Genomic DNA, 18,342 nt, shown 5'->3' with positions numbered 1-18,342 from the left:
AACCCGCTAAGGATGTGTGAGGTCTCTTCTCCTGCAGCCACGTCCAACCTCTCTTTTGGCGCATTCATCGTCGCCTCAGGTCCGGCAGGGTAACTGCCCGTCATGAACGCGGCGTGTGCGACATATCGGTTACAACAGCCCGGTCATGTGCGCCGGGCAGGTTCTCTTGAGCTCAAGCTGCGCTATTCGCGGCGGGCGGTTGCCCTGCAGCCAAAGTCTTCACTGGCCACTGTAGCTTTGTACGAGCCGCGATGCGTAGCCGCGCTGTCGTGAAGGCGTTGTATGTCACACTCAAGCTGTTACATCGTAGGCAGTTGTAGCTGCAGTAGGGCCATGGCCCCGTCTGCGGCCATGGCTTTAGCCGTGGCTGGGGCGCGGATTATGGTGGAACGCGGGACAATGGCTTGAAGCACACGCCCAAAGGGTGTTGGCTTGTAGTAATCGAAATCACTTCAAGAGGAGGAAACGTGAGCGAGGCCGACGCCGCCACATCGGTAAATGTGGCGGAAAGATTGGGTTTCAAAGATGGGGATCTAATTCAGGAACTCGGTTACGACGATGATGTCGATTTCGATTTGCGTGATGACATTGAGGAACTCACGGGTTCCGAGCTGCTTGACGAAGACGATCACGAGGTAGTGGATGCGGTCATTTTCTGGTGGCGTGATGGTGATGGAGACCTTGTCGACGCCCTCGTGGATTCACTGACCACCTTGGGTGAAGGCGGCGTGGTCTGGGTGCTGACCCCCAAGTCCGGCCGCGACAACTACGTCTCGCCCTCGGATATTCAGGACGCTGCTCCCACCGCCGGCTTGCATTGCACTACCTCCGCAGGCGTCTCCAAGGACTGGAGCGCCACTCGGCTTGTAGCGCGCAAGAAGAACAAGTGACCCACTCCAGGTTGAACCCTCCCGGGCTGCGTCCGGGAGTTCCCGTTGTGGGCCAGGAAGCCCCGAATTTTGAGCTCGTAAACCAGTTTGGCGAGCCGGTCCGCTTGTCCGATCTCCGCGGCCGCAACGTCGTGGTGGTCTTTTATCCCTTCGCCTTCTCCGGAATCTGCACGGGGGAGCTGTGCGAGATCCGTGACAATCTAGGTATTTTCGAACACGCCAACGCCACAGTCCTCGGGGTGTCCGTGGACAGCAAGTTCGCTTTGCGGGCATACGCGGACAAGGAAGGCTACGAGTTCGATCTCTTGGCCGACTTCTGGCCGCACGGCGAAGTAGCCGAGAAGTATGGCGTGTTTGATCCAGCTACCGGCATGTCCTTGCGGGGCACTTTCATCATCGATGCCGCAGGCATCATCCGTTACGTCGTCGTCAATCCGCGCGGGCAGGCACGCGACCTGGCGGAATACCGCGAGGCATTGTCCGCACTTGGCCAGGCCTAGCGGCGATGAGCGCCCAACGGCCCGGCGTCGGAATGACTGGCTTCGCCATCCTTCCGCCGGCCCCAGCAGTTGAACTGGATACAGGCGAGGTGGACGTTCTCCGCCGAGCCGACGGAATTCTCGGCGGCAAGCGGCTTGCTGTTCTGACCGGAGCAGGCCTGAGCACCGACTCCGGAATCCCTGACTACCGCGGCCCGGGGGCCGCACCGCGGAACCCCATGACCTACCAGGAATTCATTGGAAGTCCTGCCAACCGGCGCCGGTACTGGGCGAGGAACCACCTTGGTTGGTCGCACCTCCGGCACGCGGACCCGAATGCGGGGCATGCCGCCGTCGCCCTCCTTGAACGGCGCGGACTGATCACCGGGCTTATCACGCAGAACGTGGACCGCCTGCACGAGGACGCCGGCAGCGTCAATGTGGTGGACCTGCATGGCCGCTACGATCGCGTGATCTGCCTTGAGGAAGGACACGTCTTTACGCGGCAGCTCGTCGCGTCCATTCTTGAGGAAATCAACCCCGGCTTCCTCGAAGCCGCCCAGGCTTCCGGCGTCGTGGAAATGGCACCCGACGCGGATGCATCCGTTGAGGATCCCGAACTCATCCGATCGTTCGTCGTCGCTGTTTGCCCCGTTTGCGGCGGAACGCTCAAGCCCGACTTCGTGTACTTCGGTGAAAATGTGCCCAGGGATCGGGTGCAACGCGCGTATTCCATGGTGGACGAAGCCGGGGCGCTGCTGGTGGCAGGTTCCTCGTTGACGGTCATGAGCGGGCTGAGGTTCGTCCGGCACGCAGCCAAACTCGGCAAGCCGGTAGTGATCATCAACCGTGGACCGACCCGCGGCGACGGGTTCGCGAGCCTCAAAGTGGAAGCGGGGGTCAGCGGCGCGCTGGCCTGGCTCGCTGCGGAGCTTCCCGACCTACTGCCCGCGGATTCGCCGATTAGTGTTCCGGGCGAATGATCCGGTAGAGTACATGTTCGTTGGTTGAAGCGCCGAGGGCGCTGAAATCAGTGTTTGGGTCTTTAGCTCAGCTGGTAGAGCGCCACGTTTACACCGTGGATGTCATCGGTTCGATCCCGGTAGGACCCACCAAGCAAGGAGAGCCCCTGAGCTGTGAAAACGCAGCTCAGGGGCTCTTTTCTTTCTACGCGCGGACGTCCCGGACTCCCTGGGGTCTTGTTCGCACCAGATCGAGCCCGAGCACGTGGGGTATGGAAACATAGCACCGCGATGAAGCGCACCGCGATGCTAAAATGCGTCGCGGGATGGTTTCGGAAATGGACGCAGGTGACGGGGTGAGGGTGGCTACCGAGCGTCCGAACGCCCGTGCCACAATGAAAGACGTTGCGCGGGTCGCCGGAGTCGGTGTGGGCACAGTCTCCCGTGTCGTCAACGGCAAGTCGAACGTGAGCGAGGAGAGCATCGCCGCGGTCAACGCTGCGATTGACACGCTCGGATTCCGTCGCAACGACAGCGCCAGGATGCTCAGAACCGGAGCGACTGCCAGCATCGGGCTGCTGGTCGAGGATGTCGCAGACCCGTTCTTCTCCCTGCTTAACCGCTCAGTGGAGGAGGAGGTGCTGCGCCGCGATTCCGTGCTCCTGACCGCCTCCTCGGACAAGGATCCGGAGCGCGCGCGCAAGATGATCCTCACCTTCTGCGCCCGCCGGGTCGACGGCCTTGTGATCACTCTCCCCGAAGGCGGCGACGAGGAATACCTGCGTGCGGAGCTCGACGCCGGTACGAGCATGGTCTTCGTCGACCGCCCGCCCCGGGAGCTGGATGTCGACGCCGTGATCGTGGACAACCGCGGCGGTGCGCGCACCGGCGTCGCGCACCTGATCGGCTACGGGCATAGGCGGATCGCGTGCTTCACCGATCGGCCGGACCTCTATACCGCAAGCGAGCGGATCGCCGGCTACCGGGCCGCACTCAAGGAAGCTGGCATCCCGTTCGACCCCGAACTCGTCTACTCCAGCTCGACCACCCGCGAGCCGGTGGACGAGCCCCTCGGGCGGATGTTGGCGTCGGCTGACCCGCCGACCGCAGTTTTCGCCGGCAACAACCGCACGAGCATCAACGTGATCGGCGCGCTGCGCATTCACAACACCTCCCTGGCGATCGTCGGTTTCGACGATTTCGAACTTGCCGACGTCGTCGTGCCCGGGATCACGGTAGTGGCGCAGGACCCAAAAGCGATGGGGCAGATCGCGATGGGGATGCTCTACAAGCGTCTGGATGGCGATGTCTCGTCCTCACAGACCGTCACGCTGAACACTCGTCTCATCGTGCGTGGCTCGGGAGAGCTGAGTCGCGACGCGGTGCTCGCCGCGCGCTGACACCAGTTCGCACGCCCCAATAAATCCCCTTGACTGACACTTAGCGCGGTCGCCATTTACCTCTCCAGCGTTGACGCGGTCTTGGTGTGATGCGTAAACTCGGCCGCGTGGAAACGTTTCCACGAATCGTTGCCCCGTCACCGCTCGGCGGCGGACAGCGGTGATGAGCGCTGATGCTCGATACCCGTGAGCCAGGTCAAGGAGGACGCCCCACGATGTCAAGCCCACACGACAGCCCGGCTGTACGCCCACGGAGCCGGAGAAGGCCACGTCGATCGCGGCTCGCGCCGGCGATGGCGGTTGCGGCCGCGCTTGCGATCGGAACCCCGGTCGAGGCATCCGCTTCTCCGACCGTTACCGACCTTTCCAACGAAGTCAACCCGTTCGTTGGCACCGAGAACGAGGGCAACGCCTATCCGGGGGCGACGCTCCCGTTCGGAATGGTGCAGCTCAGCCCTGACAACACCAACAGCTACGGTTCCACGTCGTACAGCAACGACGCCGGTCGCGTGTGGGGATTCAGCCACCGGCACGTCAACAGTGCGGGTTGCCCGGCCGCCGGTGAACTCCTGGTCTCGCCCAGCACCACCGCCACGCCCACCACCTCGCGAAAGTTCACTGGCATCCAGCCCGGAAGCGAGTCCGCCACAGCCGGTTACTACGGTGTCACTCTCGACAACTCTGTCAAGGTCGATCTCTCGGCCACCACCAGAGTGGGTGCGCACAGGTACACCTTCCCGGCCGGCACTACCTCCAATCTTTCCTTCAACACGGGGCAGACGCTGCGCACCGCCGGCGCTAGTTCGGTCTCCTGGGTCGATGGGACCACTCTCGAGGGCTGGATCGACAACGGTGGGTTCTGCAGCGGAAACGAGAAAAAGTCCCGCTACTTCTTCAGCGCGACCTTCGACCGCGCTCCGCTGTCGACCGGCACCTGGGGCAACAACGCCCAGTTCGCCGTCGGCCGGAACTCCAGTGAGGTCACCGACGGCAACAACGGTTTCGTCGCCACGTTCGATACCACGGCCGACCGCGATGTCGAGGTGAGCGTCGGGGTCTCGTACGTGAGCGTCGAAGGCGCCCGCGGTAACCGGATCGCCGAGGCGACCGCCGACGGCACGCGGTTGGCGTTTGATCAGATCCGGGCGAAGGCCCGCGACGCCTGGAACGCCGAGCTCGGCCGGTTCGGCATCACGGCGTCCGCCGAGCAGCGCAAGATCTTCTACACCCAGCTGTATAAGACGCTTCTGTCGCCGACTATCGGAAGCGACGTCGACGGCCGGTATGCGGGAATGGACGCCAAGACGCACACCGCCAATGGCTGGAACTACTACCAGACGTTCTCGCTGTGGGACACCTACCGCACTCAGGCGACTTTCCATGCGCTGTTCGCGAAGAATCGCGCCGCCGACATCGTGCGCTCGATGTACCAAGCCCGTGTCGAGGGCGGCTGGCTCCCGCGCTGGTCGCTCGGCTCGGTCGAGACGAACATTATGGCCGGCGATCCGGTCTCGCCCTGGATCGCCGAGAACTTCACGCTCGGCACGGTGCCAGCCGACATCGCCGACCGCATGTGGGACTACCTCGTCGAGAACGCCACCACGGCGCCCCCCGCCGGCGTCGCATCCGTCGGCCGGCAGAGCGCCGCGTTCTACCTGGCCAAGGGCCACATCCCGTTTTATCCGGAGTGGGGCGGTGGCCTCGGCGGCCAGTACGAAGAGTACCGTCACGGCGGCTCGGCGACGATGGAGTTTGCCGCGGCGGACGCCAGCATCGGCGCCGCTGCTCAACGGCTTGGGAAGACCGGCCAAGCGGCAGAGTTCCTGGCCCGCGGCACCAACTGGACGAAGCTCTGGAACCCGGATGTCACACTCAGCGGCGGTTTCAAGGGTATCGTCAACGCCGTCACTCCCGAGGGCCAATTCGTCCCGGTTCCGGAGCGCACGGATGTGACCAGGTCCGGTTTCCACGAGGGAACCCCCTGGCACTACCAGTGGATGGCGACGCAGGATGTGGTCGGCCTGCAGGAGAAGATGGGCGGTCGCGAGGAGTTCGTCAAGCGACTCGACTATTACTTCAACCAGCCGGCCCTCCAGTCTGCACCGGGGGTCTCTCCGAGCAGCTGGGCGGCGGGTGGAAGCACGTACTACACGAGCATAGGGTACAACCCGGGCAACGAACCGATGATGATGAACCCCTGGCTGTACGGCTTCGTCGGTGAGCCGGCCAAGACCAACGACGTGCTCGCGGCAAACCTCAACCGCTTCCCGAACACCCCCGGCGGCGGAGTCGGCAATGATGACCTCGGCACCCTCGCCGCGTGGTATGTGATGGCCTCGCTCGGCATCCAGCCGGTGATGCCCGGCTCGGGGATCATGGCGCTCAACGCTCCCAAGGTTCAGGCCGCCACGATTACCCTCGAGAGCGGTGAAAAACTACGGATCACCGCTGCAGGCGCGAACGAAAAGCTGCCGAGCTACATTGCTGGTGTGACCGTGAACGACAAAGAGCACACGGCTGCCTGGGTCGATGTGGACGATCTCCGGAACGGCGCTCGGCTCGATTTCGCACTGTCCGGCACTAAGGCAGGCCTCGACTGGGCCACGGCCCGGAAGGATTGGATCCCGAGTGTCTCCGCTCCGCGCAAGGCCACTCCGGTGATCGTGCCGGGTGCGGACTTGACCGCGATCGCCGGCAGGGAGAAAACCATCGAGGTCGCGAGGGTCACGTTCGGCGGCGCCGTCGAACCGATCACGGCAACGGTGTCGTGGGCAGGGGGAGCCCCGGTCGCGGCAACAGTCACGGAGGAGAACGGCGTCTGGGTGATCAGTTCCACGTCGACGTTCGCAGCGGCCGGAGCCGTGAGCGGTGTGGTGACCATTGCCAGCGCGGCGAACGCGCCGAGTTTCGCGCCTGCACTGTTCGAGCCGAGCTCGGCCAACCTCACGGTCGTGGTCACTGCCGCACCCGTCGATCCGCCGGTCGATCCGCCGGTCGATCCGCCCGTCGACCCAGGAGTTGCCGTGGTTCCTCCAACCACCGGAAGCGCCGGCACCACCGTTAAGGCAATGAGCGGACTGGCCGACACCGGCATGGCCCCAACCGTGTTCTCCGTGCTGTTCGCGGCTCTCGCCGCCATTGCACTTGGCTCGGCCTTCGTGATTCGCCGCAAGCGGGCAAACGGCTAGGAGACCGAGCAAGAGCCCCTGAGCTGCGGACACGCGGCTCAGGGGCTCTTGCTTTTAATCCAGTGCGTTGAGGCCCCGATGGTTGTGGCCCATCGTTTGGCGGTTCAGAATGGCAGCATGACAGCGTCCGGAGATGCAGCGCGCGACAAAAGGCTGGCGGAGATAGGTACGGCGGTGTTCGCCGCGGCCCCGGCCACCGTCGCTGGCCTGTTGCCTTGGGTGCTGACCCGCTGGAAAGTGCGGCGGCCCGTGCCCGGCGGACTGGCGGCCCAATGCGCAGGTGTTCTCCTGATCGGCGCCGGCGCAGCGGTGATCACCAATTCCTTTGCGCGGTTCGCCCTTGAGGGAGTAGGCACGCCGGCACCTTTTGCGCCACCAAAGAACCTCGTGGTCAGCGGCTTTTACAGCTTCGTGCGGAACCCCATCTACGTGGGCATCGGTGCCGCGATCACCGGGCAGGGCCTCCTGCTGGGCCAGCCGAAGCTGTTCGGCCTGGCGGCGCTGGGCGCAGTTCCCGTGGTGGCTTTCGTCAGGTTGTATGAGGAGCCGACGCTCGCACGCAAGTTTGGTGCCGAATATGAGTCTTACCGCGCCAACGTACCGCGCTGGCTACCTCGCCTCACGCCTTGGCGGCAGGGCTAGCGTCGTACCTGATCCGTTACGGGGAATTGGAAGAGCTCTCCACCGCGACTATTGGGGGATGCCGCGGTGGAGAGCTCATAGATGAATATACAGAGAATTTTTGGATATGGAAAGGAAGCTATTCTCCGTCCGGCGAGTCTCATCCCAGCAGCAAGCCACTATGATGGTGGTTGTTCAGTGGATTGAACAAGCGTTGTGCCTCAGGCCGGAGTTCCGCTGCCCCCGGGTAGCGTTTCTGCCTGGCACACGCCCACTCTGCGCCAGACGCACGACCCGCGAAGGAGAATCATGGCCGATTCCCGCACCCCCCGTTCCGCCGAAGGATTGGGAAGCTCCTCGCCGGCGCCTGCCGTGACCCGCGCTGCCGCGGTCCTGGATGCCTTGGCGGAGGCCCCTTCGGGCAGGCTGACACTCAGCGATCTATCGAGGGAGCTCGGGATTCCGAAGTCTTCCACGTCAAATCTGCTGCTCGCTCTTGAGGAAGCCCGGCTGATTACCCGCGAAGGTGCGGACTTTTCACTTGGCCGGAAGCTGGTTGAACTTGGTGCCGCCTATCTCAGCCGGCTCGATGAAGTACAAGAGTTCTACAAGTTCTGCGAGCAGGCACCAACGCTCTCCGGCGAAACCGTGCGGATTGCGATGATCGACGGCGATCACATCATTTACCTGGCCCGCTACGAAGGGCACCCGGCCGTCCGGCTCACATCGAACATTGGCGACAAAATGCCGCTTTCCTTGAGCGCAGTCGGAAAGGTTCTCCTGGCCCAGCTTCACGACCATGACATTGAGGCGATGTTCCCCGACGACGTGGAGCTCCCTGTCATGACCCCGAAGTCCCTCCGGAGTGCCGCTGAGCTCAAGGCCCAGGTGGCCGCGATCCGCAAGCAGGGCTATGCACTGGAGGACGAGGAGTCCACGCTCGGCGTGGTTTGCCTTGCCGTGCCCGTCCCCACCCATGGGGCACATGGCCCCAGCCTCGGCCTCTCGGTGACGGCACTCAAGGCCACTTTTTCCGAGGAGCAGGCTGCCCTGATGGTGAAGGAGCTCAAGGAGCTCGCCCACTCGCTGGGCAACCCGATGGGCTGATTGATTCCGCCGCCCGACGGGGTCAAAACCCGCCGCCCGACGGGGGTCATAAATAAATCTGATTACACCACTTGAAAGTTGTCCAACGTGCTGTACTCTGTTCAATATAGTGATTCACGCCATGGCGGCTGACGCTATCTCGCCAGGCCAACGGGGGTCTGGAGTGTTCTTGAGGGAGTGCTTGTGACAACTCGTACTAAGACAAAGCTTGCTGATATGGACGGCGCAGTAGTTGAGCCGGAACAGCTGCGAAGGGCAACTCTTGCCAGCTCCGTAGGATCCGCTCTGGAGTACTACGACTTCTACATTTACGGCCTGGCTTCGGCCCTGATTTTCGGACCGCTGTTCTTCAAGCCCTTGGGTGAAAGCGGCGCACTGATTGCGTCGTTCGCCACCTATGGCGTTGGATTCGCGGCGCGGCCCTTCGGCGGTATCTTCTTCGGATTCATCGGAGACCGATTCGGCCGCAAGGTGGTCCTCCTGCTGACCATCGGAATGATGGGCCTCGCCAGTTTCGCCATCGGCTTGCTGCCGACGTTCGAACAGGCGGGCATGCTCGGCGCGGTCCTGCTTGTGGTGCTTCGCATCGTCCAGGGCCTCGGCGCCGGAGCTGAACAGGCAGGTGCAACAACACTGATCTCCGAGGTCGCTCCGCCCAAGCGCCGCGGCTACTTCGCTTCGCTGCCGTTCGTGGGCATCCAGCTTGGAACCCTCCTCGGCGCCGGCACTTTTGCGCTCATTGGCATGGCAAACAAAAGCGTGCTTGAAGGCTGGCTGTGGCGTGTGCCGTTCCTCGCCAGCTTCATCCTGATCGTCGTGGCGATCTTCATCCGTCTCAGGCTGAAGGAAACCCCGGTGTTCCAGGAACTGGAGAAGCACAAGAACGTGGTGAAGAACCCCGTTGGCGAACTTTGGAAGCACTCCAAGAAGAATGTGCTGGTGGGCATCGGCCTCCGCATGGGCGAGAACGGCAACTCCTCGATCTACTCGGCGCTGCTCATCTCGTTCATGTCCGTCAAGGAAGGCGTCTTTCCCGGCGACAAGTTCATCGGCCCGGTCGGTCTGCTGATCGCCGCGGGATTCGCCGCCGTCATGGTGGTGACCTTCGGGGCCCTGTCTGACCGTATCGGTCGAGTGAAGGTGTACCGCTACGGCGCCCTGTTCCAGGCAATCTTCGCTATTCCCGCCTTCTACTTGGTAACTCTCGGCAACGTCACCCTCGTGTGGGCCGTCATGGTGGTCGGCATCGCCCTTGGCGTGCAGTCCATGCTCGGCCCGCAGTGCCCGCTCCTGCCCGAGCTCTTCGGCTCGCAGTACCGTTTCACTGGTGTGGCATTGAGCCGCGAACTGTCCGCTGTCCTGGCCGGCGGACTCGTGCCCCTCGTTGGCGTCGCGCTCCTTGCGGCCACGGGGAACTCGTGGGTGGTCCTGGCTGTCTACTCGCTGGTCCTGGCGCTGATTTCATACATCACGACGTTCTTCACGCCGGAAACAGCCGGCCGCGACCTCCTTTCCCTGGAGGACGCGAAGTAGGGAATCCCGTACCACGAAGTACGCAAGCAGCGACGGTCCCCTCCGAACTTCGGAGGGGACCGTCGCTGTGTTGCGCCCCCGCCCCGCCATTTGGCGTGCCACGGGCAAGCCCCACACAGCAAAGCGGCCCCTCCGGAAACCGGAGAGGCCGCCAGGATGGCGCTGGGTTGTTGGCGGTTTAGTAGAAGTGCACCGTGTCCACGAGGTGGGGGAGTTCCCCGCCGTCGAGGAACGTACGCAGGTTGCTGGCGAAGCGCTCGGCGATGAGGCGGTTCTCCGCGGCACTGAGTGCCGAGGTGTGCGGCGAGACCATGACCTTCGGGTGGTTCCACAGCGGGCTGTCCTGGGGGAGCGGCTCGACGGCGAAGACGTCCAGGCAGGCGTAGGACACCTGGCCGTTTTCCAGTGCTTCGAGCAGCGCCTCTTCATCAACCACGGTTCCGCGGCCAACGTTGACAAAGACCGAGCCGGGCTTCATTGCCGAGAAGACCTCGTGGTTGAAGAGTTTCTCCGTGTAGGGAGTCCCGGGGAGGGTGTTGACGACGGCGTCTGCCGTAGCCAGGAGTCCCGCCAAGCCATCGTTGTCCGCGACCTCGTCGATCCCTTCGATCGCTTCGACGTTCCGCTTGGTTCCGCTCACCTTCATGCCGAGTGCGCGGGCGATCCGGGCGGTCTCAAGGCCGATTTCGCCGAGACCCGTGATGACCAGCTTGGAGCCGTTCACAAGTTTGGTGGGGGTGCGCAACTCGGGCCAGACCTTTGCAGCCTGGTCCTGGGCAAGTTCCGCGCTGCGCTTGAAGCCGTTGAGGATGCCCAAGGCTGCGAACTCGGCCAGCGGAAGGGCGTGGACGCCTGCCGACGTGGTGACCTTGAACTTCTGCAGGGTCTCACTGTCGAGCCCGGAGGCCTTCACGGCGCCACCGGCACCTGCGGCCATGGCGTGGATCCACTGCAGGTGCGGGTTGCTCTGGGCGATGCGGGCCAGTCCGGCCGGATTCTCGTTGGGGAAACCGTAGAGGATCTGGGCCTTGTTCAGCATGGACCAGTAGCGTTCCTCTTGCTCGGGAGTCCGCTTGAAATCCGGATCGCCCGAGTGGTCGGCCGGGAAGCGTTCCGGGGGAAGGAGCTCGGGTTCGTAGAGCACCGTGATGCTCGGATCTACTGCGCGGATACGCTCCACATGCTCAGCTTCGAGCGGGACTGCGATCGCGATGGTGAGTTCATCAGTCGTCATGGTGTTCATCATACTGAATTGAGGCTAGGATATTGAACAGTTTTTGAAAGATGAACCACAAAGAAGTGAGGTGTATGCGAAAGATGACCGCCAAGACCGCAGGTTTTGTGGGACTCGGGCTGATGGGCTTCCCCATGGCAGCCAATCTGCTCGGCAACGGCTGGGAGGTGACTGCGTGGAACCGTTCCGCCGAGGCGCTCGCCGAATTGGAGAAGCTCGGCGGAAAACGCTCGGAGTCGGTTGCCGGGCTCCGGGATCAACCCATCATCATTTTCATGCTTCCGGATCTCTCCTACATCCAGGATGCCGCCGCGCCACTGCTCGAGTCCTGGCGCTCGGAGGTGCCGCTTCCGGGAACCACGATCATCATCATGAGCAGCGTGTCCCCGACCGCCGTGCAGGAATTCGGCCGGACTGTCCGTAGCGCAAGCGGCGGGAACGCCGTCGTCGTCGATGCCCCGGTCAGTGGAGGCACCAAAGGTGCGCAGGACGGCACGCTGGCCATCATGGTGGGGGCCGCCGAGGAAGACTTCCAACGATCACTTCCCGCGCTCCAATCCATGGGCACCACCGTCCGCCGCATGGGCAACCTGGGTGCCGGATCGCTGGCGAAGGCCTGCAACCAGTTGATCGTCGGGACCACGACGGCGGCGCTCGCGGAAGCCGCAGAACTCGCCGAGCGCTCGGGCATGGATGCTTCTGCCCTTTTCGATGTCCTGGCCGGCGGGCTCGCCGGAAGCCGGGTCCTGGAGATTGTCGGCCCACGCCTGGCAGCCAAGGATTACGCGCCCACAGGTCCCGCGAAGTTCATGCACAAGGACCTCAAATTCGTCCTCGAAAGCGCCGAAGCGGCCGGTGCCGCTGTTCCGATGGCGACTGCCGGCGTCGAACTCTACCGCGAACTGATTGATCAGGGCCTGGGCGACCAGGACCTCGCAGTTGTCCGCCAGGCCATCGCCAACCTCAGCGACTCTTCCGTCAGCCCTTCGAACTAAGTTAGGAAACAACCATGAGTGGACTCTTTGATCTCACCGGGCGCGTTGCGCTCGTGACCGGATCCAGCCGCGGCATCGGCAACGCGCTAGCCCGCGGGCTGGCCGACGCCGGTGCCACCGTTGTCCTCAACGGCATCAACACGGAACGCCTCAAGGACGCGGAAGCCGCCATGGCAGCGGACTTCGGGCCCGGCCGCATCCACAGCTGCGCGTTCGACGTCACCAGCGACACGGAAGCGGCCCGCGGAATTGCCTGGGTCGAGGAGAACGTCGGCCCCCTCGATATCCTCGTCAACAACGCGGGAATCCAGCACCGCGTCCCGATGCTGGACCTGGATGTGAAGGACTGGGAGCGGGTCATCACCACCGACCTGACGAGCGCTTTCCTCGTGGGACGTGAAGCCGCCCGCCACATGATCCCTAGGGGCCACGGCAAGATCATCAACATCTGCTCCGTGCAGACTGACCTGGCCCGCCCCACGATCGCCCCCTATGTCGCCGCCAAGGGTGGACTGCGGAACCTGACACGCGCCATGACCGCCGAATGGGCGGCCTCCGGCCTTCAGATCAACGGGATCGCTCCGGGTTACATCCACACCGAGATGACCCAGAACCTCGTGGACGATCCCGACTTCAACTCCTGGATCCTGGGCCGGACGCCTGCCCACCGGTGGGGCACCGTGGCGGATCTCGCTGGTCCGGCAGTCTGGCTTGCCTCCGAGGCTTCGAACTTCGTCAACGGCCAGACGATCTTCGTCGACGGCGGAATGACGGTGGTCGTCTAATGAGCGATTTCCAGCTTCCCCAGTCTTCACCCGCGGTTGTGGCGCACGCCGCCGGTGACCTTCGCATCGAGGACATAGCCCTCGTTGTTCCCACCCCAGACCAGGCCGTCGTCGAGATCGCCTACGGTGGCATCTGTGGCTCGGACCTGCACTACTGGCTCCATGGCGCGGCGGGGGAATCGATCCTCAAGGCCCCGATGGTGCTCGGTCACGAAATCGTCGGCACAGTTGTCCAGCAGGCCGCGGACGGCAGCGGTCCGGCCGCCGGAACCGCCGTCGCCGTCCACCCCGCGACCCCCGCCCCGGGTGCCGCCAAGTATCCGGAAGACCGGCCCAACCTCTCCCCGGGCTGCACCTACCTCGGCAGCGCAGCACGGTACCCGCACACGGACGGCGCCTTCAGCCGTTACGCCACCCTGCCGTCCCGCATGCTTCGGGCCCTTCCGGCCACGCTGGACTTGCGCACCGCGGCGCTTGTGGAGCCTGCCAGCGTTGCCTGGCACGCCGTCGCCCGCGCGGGGGACGTGGCCGGAAAGACGGCGCTGGTGATCGGAAGCGGTCCGATCGGTGCGCTGGCTGTTGCTGTCCTCAAGCGCGCGGGGGCATCCCGGATCGTGGCCGTCGACATGCACGACAAGCCTCTTGAGATCGCGCGTGCAGTGGGCGCCGACGAGGTCCTCAAGGGCGATGACGCGGAGGCGATCGCCGCCGTGGAGGCCGACGTCGTCATCGAGTCCTCCGGCAGCCACTTCGGACTCGCATCGGCCATCAAGGGCGCCGTCCGCGGTGGGAAGGTGGTCATGGTCGGGCTGCTGCCCTCAGGACCGCAGCCGGTCTTCATTTCGTTGGCCATCACCCGCGAGCTCGAACTGCTCGGGTCCTTCCGATTCAACAACGAGATCGACGAGGTCATTGCGGCGCTCGCGGACGGTTCGCTCTACGTGGACCCGGTAGTGACGCACGAATTCACGCTGGACCGTGGACTGGAGGCCTTCGAGGTGGCCAGGAACTCGGCCGAATCGGGGAAGGTCCTGCTGAACTTCCAGCCTGTGGCCTAAGCTCTCAGGCGGTGAGGCGATGAGCCGAGCGGCACTGGCGGTCAGCCGTCAGCGCCGCTCGACTGGAACGAACACCCGTGGCTGGCCTTCCCAACTGGGTGACAGGTCTGCGATGGTCTCCCGCATGATGTTGGACGAGGCCTCGCGGGCTTTGTCACCATCCCCGTCGCTGATGCCCTGGGCTACATCCAGGTGCCACTGCAAGGCCGCTTCCTTCGGATGTTCGGGCATGAGCCCGTGAACCGTCCGGCCGGTGAGCGTCTCCGTGACCTGCCCGATCAAGTTCGCGAACATTTCATTGCCGGAACCGGAGAGCACCAAGGCGTGAAAGCGGATGTCAAGGTCCAGGAACGTGGGCATGTCGCCCGCGCGGCCCGCTTCACGCATGGCCAGGGAGATCTCCAACAACTCGCTGCGCAGCGACTCCGGAGCGTTTTCCGCAGCCAGCTCCGCAGCTACGGGCTCGACGGCGGAACGGAGTTCGGCGAGGGAGCGCAACTGAGCGCCGCGGCCTTCTCCGGCCAGCCGCCAACGGATGACAAGCGGATCGAAGGGATTCCAGCGGTGCGCGGGGAGGACCCGGATGCCAACACGCTTGATGGTTTCCACCAGTCCCAATGACTGCAGTACCCTGACGGCCTCACGTACCACCGACCGTGACACCTTGAGCTCCTCCTCAAGGTGCTCGGCCAACATGACGTGACCGGTGGGGAGCTTACCGCCGACGATCCGGGTACCCAGGTGCTCGACAGCGCGGTAGTGGAGACTGGTTGACATAGTCGTAAGCATAGTGGCGTTGACCACTCTGCTACCGGAAGCCCGAGCGCCGGGGAACTCCCCACGGTGCTGGCTCGCAACATAGACTCTTTTGTGACGCGGACGTTTCCAAAACGTGGGCGCAACTTTCCCAGACGTGGTCCGAATACGTATGGTTTATTCCAGCTACTGCTCTAGAAAGCGTTTCCTCGCTTCTAGCAGGACTCGATGCACAAGAATGAATTGGAGTTTTGATGTCAGCACACATCGGTGTCACCGGCCTCGCGGTGATGGGCGCCAATCTGGCCCGCAACCTGGCCCGCAACGGCTTCACCGTTGCCCTCCACAACCGCTCCGTCGAAAAGACCGACGCCCTGCTGGCCAAGCACGGCACGGACGGCGACTTCATCCGCACGGAAACCCTCCAGGAACTCGTGGACTCCCTCGAGAAGCCCCGCCGCGTCCTGATCATGGTGAAGGCCGGCAAGCCGGTTGACGCTGTCATCGACCAGCTCGTTCCCTTGCTGGAGCCCGGCGACATCGTGATCGACGCCGGCAACTCGCACTACGAGGACACCCGCCGCCGCGAAGCCGCGCTGGCCGAGAAGGACCTGCACTTCGTGGGCGTCGGTGTTTCCGGCGGCGAAGAGGGCGCCCTCAACGGCCCCTCCATCATGCCCGGTGGTTCCAAGGAGTCCTACGAGGCTTTGGGCCCGCTGCTCGAAAAGATCTCGGCCAAGGTTGACGGCCAGCCCTGCTGCGCCTGGATCGGCACCGACGGCGCCGGCCACTTCGTCAAGATGGTCCACAACGGCATCGAATACGCCGACATGCAGGTCATCGGCGAAGCCTTTGATCTCCTGCGCTCCGGCGCCGGCATCGAGCCGGCCGAGCAGTCCAAGATCTTCGCCGAATGGAACAAGGGCGAACTCGCTTCCTTCCTGATCGAAATCTCCGCGGAGGTCCTCGGCCACGTGGACGCCAAGACGGGCAAGCCGTTCGTCGACGTCGTCGTGGATGCTGCCGGCCAGAAGGGCACCGGCCGCTGGACGGTCATCTCCGCCCTTGAGCTCGGCTCCCCTGTATCGGGCATCGCGGAGTCCGTCTTCGCGCGGGCCCTCTCTTCCCAGGCAGAACAGCGCAAGCTTGGCCAGGAGCTGCTCGCCGGCGAGGAAATCGCCGTCGAGGTCCCGGAGAACTTCGTCGAGGACGTCCGCCAGGCGCTTTACGCCTCCAAGCTGGTTTCCTACGCCCAGGGCCTGGACATGCTGACCTCCGCCGCGAAGGAATACGGCTGGGACCTCAAGCTCGATGAAATCGCTTCGCTGTGGCGCGGCGGCTGCATCATCCGCGCCGAGCTGCTCAAGGAAATCACCAACGCCTACGCTGCCGTTGAGAAGCCGGCCAACCTGCTGTTCGCTCCGGCCTTCACCAAGGCCATTGCCGGCGCGCTGCCGGCATGGCGCCGCGTGGTGGCCACGGCTGTCCAGCTGGGCATCCCGGTTCCGGTGTTCTCCTCCTCGCTGGCCTACTACGACGGACTTCGCCGCAAGCGCCTCGCTGCAGCGGTCATCCAGGGACAGCGCGACCTCTTCGGAGCGCACACCTACGGCCGCGTTGACGCCGAGGGTACCTTCCACACCCTGTGGGGCGAAGACAAGTCCGAGATCTCGGCAGTCGACACCCACTAAAAACCCCACTGTCCCGCAGATTGGGGCAGGCCCTTTCGTGTCGACTCCGTCGCCACGTAGGGACCCTGCTGCCCCACTCTAGGGGCAGGCTCGATTCGGTTCAAGACAAAGGCCGGTGCTTCCGCGTTACTGTGGAGGCGCCGGCCTTTGCCGTAGGTACGTCCCGAAGGAAACTCCACACGCCACCCGAGGAGCAGTCCATGCCGCAACGCGTCGCATTTGTCACAGGTGCGTCTACAGGAATCGGCTTCGAAGCCGCCATCAAGCTCAGCAAGGCAGGAATGGTGGTGTACGCGGGGGCTCGGCGCGTCGAAAAGATGGAGCCGCTCAAGGCCCACGGAATCAAGGTGTTGTCCTTGGACGTCAATGAGGATGACTCGATGAAGGCCGCCGTGGACCTCGTCCTGGCCGAGCAGGGGCGGATCGACGTACTGGTGAACAACGCCGGATACGGATCCTACGGTTCCTTGGAAGAGGTTCCGTTGGATGAGGGCCGGCGCCAGTTCGAGGTCAATGTCTTCGGCCTCGCCCGGATGTCCCAGCTGGTGATTCCCGTGATGCGTGCTGCGGCCTCCGGCAGGATCATCAACGTCTCCTCGATCGGCGGCAAAATGTATGAACCCCTGGGAGCCTGGTACCACGCAACCAAATTCGCTGTCGAGGGCCTCAGCGACTCCCTGCGCCTGGAACTAAAGCCCCATGGCATCGACGTGGCTATCATCGAGCCCGCCGGCACGGACACGGAATGGGGAACCATCGCGGGGGAGAGCCTGCTGACGGTCTCAGGACATGGACCATATCGCGAGCAGGCCGGGATCGTGGCAGCCGCTCTCGCATCGACGTCGGGAACTGCGCTGTCGACGCACCCGCGCACCGTGGCGGGCGCCATTGTGCATGCGGCAACGTCACGAAGGCCCAGGACCCGATACCCGGTGGGTAGGGGGGCCTGGACCATTCTCGCCTTGCGGAGGGTACTTCCCGACCGGGCGTTCGACACCGTTTTTTGGAACGCCTACAAACGCTTTTCCGATTAGATCCGGTATTCGATGTAGTACTCGGCGGGGTCGACCGCGGGTTTGGTTTCGCTCTTGGCATCACGGTGGCGCCACGTCGCCGGGACGCCGGTGATAATCGACTCAGGCGGTGCGTCCTTGACCACCACGGCGTTGGCGCCGATGGCACTGTCGGCGCCTATGGTGATGGGACCAAGGACCTTGGCCCCCGCTCCGATGGTGACCCGATCTCCGATGGTGGGGTGCCGCTTGACCTTGGCCAACGAGCGGCCACCCAACGTCACGCCGTGGTAGATCATGACGTCTTCGCCGATCTCGGCAGTCTCGCCGATCACCACACCCATGCCATGGTCAATGAAGAACCTGCGGCCGATGGTAGCGCCGGGGTGGATCTCGATGCCGGTCAGGAACCGGGTGAGTTGCGAGATGATCCGGGCCGGGAAGCGCAACTCAGGCTTTTGCCACAATTTGTGGGTCAGGCGGTGCGCCCAGATGGCATGCAGGCCGGAGTAGGCAAAGAAGTTCTCAAAGGAGCCTCGGGCCGCCGGGTCATGTGACCGGGCGGCCTCGAGGTCTTCCATAAGTCTTGCGAAGAAGCTCACAAAGACCTTTCTACAGGAAATGAAAGAA

16 protein-coding genes and 1 tRNA gene are annotated in these 18,342 nt (G+C 63.8%); 14 read left to right on the top strand and 3 right to left on the bottom strand.

The features are described from left to right. Nucleotides 1–467 precede the first annotated feature (467 nt). From QRN52_RS06795 to QRN52_RS06755, 9 genes are all read left to right on the top strand, one after another. Nucleotides 468–890 (top strand): DUF3052 domain-containing protein, encoded by a 423-nt coding sequence (locus tag QRN52_RS06795; protein ID WP_059387755.1) that lies wholly within the window; start codon nt 468–470, stop codon nt 888–890. Continuing rightward, nucleotides 887–1,390, top strand: a complete 504-nt coding sequence (locus QRN52_RS06790; RefSeq protein WP_502869696.1) for a peroxiredoxin — start codon at nt 887–889, stop codon at nt 1,388–1,390. Before QRN52_RS06795 ends, QRN52_RS06790 begins: the two co-directional genes overlap by 4 nt. 5 nt (nt 1,391–1,395) lie before the next feature. Continuing rightward, a complete protein-coding gene (locus QRN52_RS06785) occupies nt 1,396–2,352 on the top strand; it encodes an NAD-dependent protein deacetylase (RefSeq protein WP_284751982.1) in 957 nt (318 codons plus the stop codon). 56 nt (nt 2,353–2,408) lie between these two features. After that, nucleotides 2,409–2,484, top strand: a tRNA-Val gene (locus QRN52_RS06780). Nucleotides 2,485–2,657: 173 nt separating this feature from the next. Then, on the top strand, nt 2,658–3,731 hold the full coding sequence (locus QRN52_RS06775) for a LacI family DNA-binding transcriptional regulator (protein WP_284751981.1): 1,074 nt from the start codon (nt 2,658–2,660) through the stop codon (nt 3,729–3,731). Between the two features lie 293 nt (nt 3,732–4,024). Next, nucleotides 4,025–6,919, top strand: coding sequence for a GH92 family glycosyl hydrolase (locus QRN52_RS06770; protein ID WP_284751980.1), 2,895 nt, complete (start codon nt 4,025–4,027; stop codon nt 6,917–6,919). A 117-nt stretch (nt 6,920–7,036) separates the two neighbouring features. Then, on the top strand, nt 7,037–7,561 hold the full coding sequence (locus tag QRN52_RS06765; protein WP_284751979.1) for a methyltransferase family protein: 525 nt from the start codon (nt 7,037–7,039) through the stop codon (nt 7,559–7,561). A gap of 288 nt (nt 7,562–7,849) precedes the next feature. Then, nucleotides 7,850–8,647: an IclR family transcriptional regulator gene (locus tag QRN52_RS06760; protein WP_284751978.1), complete on the top strand. Its 798-nt coding sequence runs from the start codon at nt 7,850–7,852 to the stop codon at nt 8,645–8,647. A gap of 177 nt (nt 8,648–8,824) precedes the next feature. Continuing rightward, a complete protein-coding gene (locus tag QRN52_RS06755) occupies nt 8,825–10,180 on the top strand; it encodes an MFS transporter (RefSeq protein WP_284751977.1) in 1,356 nt (451 codons plus the stop codon). 178 nt (nt 10,181–10,358) lie between these two features. Here the strand turns inward: QRN52_RS06755 and QRN52_RS06750 are convergent, their stop codons facing one another. Continuing rightward, nucleotides 10,359–11,426, bottom strand: a complete 1,068-nt coding sequence (locus tag QRN52_RS06750) for a D-2-hydroxyacid dehydrogenase (protein ID WP_284751976.1) — start codon at nt 11,424–11,426, stop codon at nt 10,359–10,361. A 71-nt stretch (nt 11,427–11,497) separates the two neighbouring features. Between QRN52_RS06750 and QRN52_RS06745 the strand changes: the two genes are divergently transcribed. The 3 genes from QRN52_RS06745 to QRN52_RS06735 are packed head-to-tail and all read left to right on the top strand — an operon-like array spanning nt 11,498 to nt 14,252. Beyond that, nucleotides 11,498–12,409, top strand: coding sequence for an NAD(P)-dependent oxidoreductase (locus QRN52_RS06745; protein ID WP_284751987.1), 912 nt, complete (start codon nt 11,498–11,500; stop codon nt 12,407–12,409). A gap of 14 nt (nt 12,410–12,423) precedes the next feature. After that, complete coding sequence (locus QRN52_RS06740; RefSeq protein WP_284751975.1) at nt 12,424–13,194, top strand: SDR family oxidoreductase; 771 nt, start codon at nt 12,424–12,426, stop codon at nt 13,192–13,194. Then, nucleotides 13,194–14,252 carry an L-idonate 5-dehydrogenase gene (locus tag QRN52_RS06735; RefSeq protein WP_284751974.1) on the top strand — a complete coding sequence of 353 codons (1,059 nt, stop codon included), beginning with the start codon at nt 13,194–13,196 and terminating at the stop codon, nt 14,250–14,252. Before QRN52_RS06740 ends, QRN52_RS06735 begins: the two co-directional genes overlap by 1 nt. Before the next feature lie 48 nt (nt 14,253–14,300). Here the strand turns inward: QRN52_RS06735 and QRN52_RS06730 are convergent, their stop codons facing one another. After that, nucleotides 14,301–15,029 carry a FadR/GntR family transcriptional regulator gene (locus QRN52_RS06730; RefSeq protein WP_284751973.1) on the bottom strand — a complete coding sequence of 243 codons (729 nt, stop codon included), beginning with the start codon at nt 15,027–15,029 and terminating at the stop codon, nt 14,301–14,303. A 233-nt stretch (nt 15,030–15,262) separates the two neighbouring features. On the opposite strand from QRN52_RS06730, the gene gnd reads away from it, so the two are divergent. Together gnd and QRN52_RS06720 are read left to right on the top strand one after the other, a co-directional pair. Beyond that, on the top strand, nt 15,263–16,699 hold the full coding sequence (gene gnd, locus QRN52_RS06725; RefSeq protein WP_284751972.1) for an NADP-dependent phosphogluconate dehydrogenase: 1,437 nt from the start codon (nt 15,263–15,265) through the stop codon (nt 16,697–16,699). A gap of 200 nt (nt 16,700–16,899) precedes the next feature. After that, a complete protein-coding gene (locus tag QRN52_RS06720; RefSeq protein WP_284751971.1) occupies nt 16,900–17,733 on the top strand; it encodes an oxidoreductase in 834 nt (277 codons plus the stop codon). Here QRN52_RS06720 and epsC read toward each other — a convergent pair. Then, on the bottom strand, nt 17,730–18,314 hold the full coding sequence (epsC, locus tag QRN52_RS06715) for a serine O-acetyltransferase EpsC (RefSeq protein ID WP_284751970.1): 585 nt from the start codon (nt 18,312–18,314) through the stop codon (nt 17,730–17,732). The two genes, QRN52_RS06720 and epsC, sit on opposite strands and share 4 nt — an antisense overlap. Between the last annotated feature and the right edge of the window lie 28 nt (nt 18,315–18,342).

This window comes from Arthrobacter sp. efr-133-R2A-120 (assembly GCF_030209835.1).
Lineage (GTDB): Bacteria > Actinomycetota > Actinomycetes > Actinomycetales > Micrococcaceae > Arthrobacter.
This window is presented reverse-complemented; position numbering and strand designations above follow the sequence as displayed.